This is a genomic window from Aestuariicoccus sp. MJ-SS9, assembly GCF_032586235.1.
Classification (GTDB): domain Bacteria; phylum Pseudomonadota; class Alphaproteobacteria; order Rhodobacterales; family Rhodobacteraceae; genus Aestuariicoccus.
Genome location: NZ_JAWHTD010000102.1, coordinates 1 through 3,584 on the forward strand (window position 1 = coordinate 1; position 3,584 = coordinate 3,584).

Consider the following 3,584-nt stretch of genomic DNA (forward strand, 5'->3'; position numbering starts at 1 on the left):
CACCGAAGACATCGTACTTCAGTACCTCGAACAGCATATCGCCGATCCTACCGGCGCCAGCCGGTAGTGGTTCAGTCCCGGCATCTGGTGGATCGGATCGAAGATGAATCGATCTGGCTCTGATGTCCAGATTTTGCAGATGTATTCGTAGAGCGTGAGGCTACTGAGCGTCTTGAGACGGCGCGCGTAGTTGTAACCAACGGGACGACGTTCTCTTGTCAACGCCTAGGCGCACGCCTCTTTCCGGCTGCATTTGTGCGCATCACGTAGACGTTCAATCGTGACTGTCGTCTGAAGTGATCGCAAAGTAGCGCTGGGCTACCTCGGTGAGGGTAAGCGTGCCGCATTCAACTGGCTTCATCTTTGCCGACAACTCCAGCCCGGTATAGGGCCGAACCATGCTCGTTGTCTGCAGCGACCGCACGACCTGAGGATAGACCGACTCGGCATGGCCGACTGTCGCAGTCCCGGCAAGAACCGCGAGTCCGCTGACGAGCAGTTTGAACCGCTTGAAACGGGGCAACGGAGGGGAGGTTTTGAAAAGTTTCATCGAACAGTCCTTTCTGGAGTGTCCATGCGTCAGCGAATGCCATGATCCGATCTGGTTGAGGGCCATTCCGAGACAAGGATTCGGAGAGCCTGGGCAGGTTTCCCGCCAAGCTGTCGGCGGACAAGTTTTTAAGTAATTCGATATGGACCAGCCTGCGTTGATCTAGGTTAGCCAGCCGGCGAGTATGTTATCGTCTACCCGCGAAAAGGGGTCGCGCGACGTCTTGCGCTCGGCGGCGCTGCCGTATGGTCAGACGCCGGGCGTCACGCGAGCGCGTTTTACGCCGCGTTCAGTTCCTTGTTCGTCAAGGCGTCGTCATGTGCTTCAAGCGCCCTCTCTGCAGCCTGATAGTGCTTCTGGGCCGTATCTTTCTTCGGACCAGCGGGAGCCTTGTCCCATGTCGCTTTGACGGACTTCATCTTTTCGGCGGTCTTGGTCTGTTGCGGTGTCATTGGGATTGTCCTTTCCTGGACGTCCTGAGAAATCAGAGGCGTGTCGACATGCCGTTCGTCTGGGGATCGACATGCCCACACACCTCCTGGGTACTCAAAAGAGACGCGCCGCCAAATATTCGGCGGGTACGTGTAACCTAGCCGTGTCAGGGCCTCGCCTCACTGACGCAGGTTAGTCCCGGCGCCTGTGGCAGGTCGATTGCCTCCGCGGTTCTCAAGTCACCGCAGTTTGCTGGTGGGAAATCCTCAGCCATTTGTCGTCATCGTTGAGGTAGGTAGAGGCGCAGAGGGCCTTGTAGATCGGCACATCCGGTTTCTCCGCGGAGACCCGGTAGGTGAGAATGGTGATGTCGTTGCAACGCGTTACGCGTCGTTCCGACATCACGACGGAACGCCAGCCGGTGTTCTGTCGCAAATGGGTCCAGATCTGGTCGCCCTGGAGGATGCCGGGCGGATAGGGAAAGATCATGACGGCGTTTGTGGCGGTCGTCTCCTGTGCGCTGTGCGCGCCACTGGTCCAGAAGTGTTCCTCCAAGTCCCAGAGAACCTCCCTTTCACTCGGGGACAGTGTCCCGGCCCGGTGCGCTGCATGGGCCGGTGACCTTGCTGTCTTGGTGGAAACTGTCATTCGCCTGGCCCCGACCCGCCAACCGTGAACATTTGAACCAGAGCAATGATGATCGCGAGCACCGCCCAGATCGCTCGGCTTGTGTTCAGGCGACCGTCGGCGGCCGTCGAGGCAGCTCGCTTCAGGTTACCTGAAGTTGGGCCTTCTGGAAGCAGCTGGCTCAGGTCTCGTGCGACCCTGCCGTGATCGCTTGCGAGCGATGGAACGTCCCAAAATCGAGCGAGCAACGTTCCCAACCGAGCTTGCGCGGCGTCGCGCCCCAGCGTGACCAGTTCAGCGGTTTCTTTCCATGGATCGAGGCCGAGCCGCGCTAGCGCGGAGAGGACCGTCACGACATATCCGTTCCGGTCCTCGCCGACCGATGCATAGAGAAACCGATCGAACTCGGGCGGGTGCGGGTTGAGAACATTGGGGTCGGCCATCGCCAATCCTTTCAAGGGTAGCAGGAATTCAGATCATCCCTGTTTCCCAAAAGATACGCGCAGGTCGGTCTCGCCGCCCTTACACAGGTCAGTGCGGGCGACTGCCCCCAGGAACGCCGGAGCCGGTTCGATGCCCGGGACTAACATGCGATAGCGCCAGTCGGACTATCTCGACGTACAAGAGAACAAATCGTTCGACTGGTTCGTCCCCGACTCCAGGGGGCCGTCAACAGTGGTGAGCGACGGATCTGCCAACATCGCGGAGACCTGAGATGAACATGCGGTCGACCAGATCGACGGTGACGTTTTCAAACCCGTTCACCTTGCCGGGATACCCGGGCGAACTGCCTGCGGGCGACTACGAGGTTCTTGTCGAAGAAGAGCTTCTCCAGGGAGTTAGCTTCGAAGCCTATAGACGGACGGCCACCTACCTGACGGTGCGCGGAAGCGGCATTTATGCAGGACGGACAGAGCTACGGGCGATTTCCGACAACGACTTGGAAGAGGCGCTGAGCCGGGATCGGGGCGCGACTGAGAAGAACAATCACAGCGAGGCGGCGCTTTCTCCGCAGGAGGACTTGAAATGAATACTCCCGAATGGCTCAAACCCGGCATCTATGGCGCGCTGATGGGCGCCGCCTTCGTCGGAGTCGTTGGCTTCACGTGGGGCGGCTGGGTAACCGGCGGAACCGCGAATGACAGGGCGATGGCGATGTCCCGAGACGATGTCGTGGCCTCCATGGTGCCGGTCTGCCTTGACATGGCGCGCTCTGACCCGTCCCGGGCGGACAAACTGGCAACGATCCGAGCCGCCTCGACCTACCAGCGGCGCGACGCTCTCATGACAGCCGGCTGGGCGACAATGCCGGGTACCGATATGCCGAACCGGGATATCGCGCAGGCTTGCCTGGCAGCTCTTGATGTCGACCGTTCGCCGGAGCGCCCGGAAAGCGCGGTCGATGAAGGATGAACCGCGCAATGCCGATAGCTTCCCCCGAGACCACCGACCTCGAAAGGCGTGTGCTGGCTCATGAACGGATCCTGCAAGCTCTGATCGCCTACATCGCCCGGACGGAGCCGCGTTTCGTTGACCACCTTCGAGAACGCTTCGTTGAGCCGATGCGCATGGCTCGGCACGAACACGACCACCGCGAAACCGACGACTACGCGGAGGAATTCATCCGCGCCGTGATGCTCATCGAAGAAGTGCGCGTACCAAAGGCGAAGGAGCCGGAAATGACCGACATGAAACCCGTGCCGCCGAAAAGCAGAGGAGCACAGGATTCTTCCATGAACCGACCGGCGCAGCGCGGTGGGGTTCAGGTGCGTGAAAGAAACGGCATCTGGGAGGTGCTGGTCGATGGCAAGTTCCGCGGCGACTACCACCAGAAGGAACATGCTCTTGCCGCTGCGGCCTTGCACAAGTTGTCGCCCCGATGACCGGCAGCACTCATCCGACAGTTCCGCAGGACTTTTCGATCCAGGTGGCCGAGAACGAAGGCATGCCAACGAGATCGAATTCCAGGGGCTCC

The 3,584-nt window shown here is 60.1% G+C and carries 7 protein-coding genes; 3 read left to right on the forward strand and 4 right to left on the reverse strand.

Translation table 11 applies throughout. The features are described 5' to 3' along the window. Positions 1-274 precede the first annotated feature (274 nt). The 4 genes from RXV88_RS23275 to RXV88_RS23290 form a co-directional block, all read right to left on the reverse strand. Positions 275-550, reverse strand: coding sequence for a hypothetical protein (locus tag RXV88_RS23275; RefSeq protein ID WP_316296108.1), 276 nt, complete (start codon positions 548-550; stop codon positions 275-277). Positions 551-828: 278 nt separating this feature from the next. Next, entirely contained in the window at positions 829-1,002 is a 174-nt protein-coding gene (locus RXV88_RS23280; protein ID WP_316296109.1) for a hypothetical protein, read from the reverse strand. A gap of 214 nt (positions 1,003-1,216) precedes the next feature. After that, positions 1,217-1,537: a hypothetical protein gene (locus tag RXV88_RS23285; protein WP_316296111.1), complete on the reverse strand. Its 321-nt coding sequence runs from the start codon at positions 1,535-1,537 to the stop codon at positions 1,217-1,219. An 89-nt stretch (positions 1,538-1,626) separates the two neighbouring features. Next, entirely contained in the window at positions 1,627-2,052 is a 426-nt protein-coding gene (locus tag RXV88_RS23290) for a hypothetical protein (protein ID WP_316296112.1), read from the reverse strand. 272 nt (positions 2,053-2,324) lie between these two features. Between RXV88_RS23290 and RXV88_RS23295 the strand changes: the two genes are divergently transcribed. From RXV88_RS23295 to RXV88_RS23305, 3 genes are read left to right on the forward strand one after another with little or no spacing between them, the layout of a single operon-like run. Beyond that, positions 2,325-2,639 carry a hypothetical protein gene (locus RXV88_RS23295; protein ID WP_316296113.1) on the forward strand — a complete coding sequence of 105 codons (315 nt, stop codon included), beginning with the start codon at positions 2,325-2,327 and terminating at the stop codon, positions 2,637-2,639. Next, complete coding sequence (locus RXV88_RS23300; RefSeq protein WP_316296114.1) at positions 2,636-3,022, forward strand: hypothetical protein; 387 nt, start codon at positions 2,636-2,638, stop codon at positions 3,020-3,022. Before RXV88_RS23295 ends, RXV88_RS23300 begins: the two co-directional genes overlap by 4 nt. After that, the gene (locus tag RXV88_RS23305) at positions 3,019-3,492 is read left to right on the forward strand and encodes a hypothetical protein (protein ID WP_316296115.1); all 474 of its coding nucleotides are present in this window, start codon (positions 3,019-3,021) and stop codon (positions 3,490-3,492) included. The genes RXV88_RS23300 and RXV88_RS23305 overlap by 4 nt, the downstream gene beginning before the upstream one ends. Positions 3,493-3,584: the final 92 nt, after the last annotated feature.

Excerpts from the sequence above, each read along its gene's own strand:
- RXV88_RS23275 (WP_316296108.1), bottom strand. The coding sequence starts at position 550 with ATGAAACTTTTCAAAACCTCCCCTCCGTTGCCCCGTTTCAAGCGGTTC.
- RXV88_RS23280 (WP_316296109.1), bottom strand. The coding sequence starts at position 1,002 with ATGACACCGCAACAGACCAAGACCGCCGAAAAGATGAAGTCCGTCAAA.
- RXV88_RS23290 (WP_316296112.1), bottom strand. The coding sequence starts at position 2,052 with ATGGCCGACCCCAATGTTCTCAACCCGCACCCGCCCGAGTTCGATCGG.
- RXV88_RS23295 (WP_316296113.1), top strand. The coding sequence starts at position 2,325 with ATGAACATGCGGTCGACCAGATCGACGGTGACGTTTTCAAACCCGTTC.
- RXV88_RS23300 (WP_316296114.1), top strand. The coding sequence starts at position 2,636 with ATGAATACTCCCGAATGGCTCAAACCCGGCATCTATGGCGCGCTGATG.
- RXV88_RS23305 (WP_316296115.1), top strand. The coding sequence starts at position 3,019 with ATGAACCGCGCAATGCCGATAGCTTCCCCCGAGACCACCGACCTCGAA.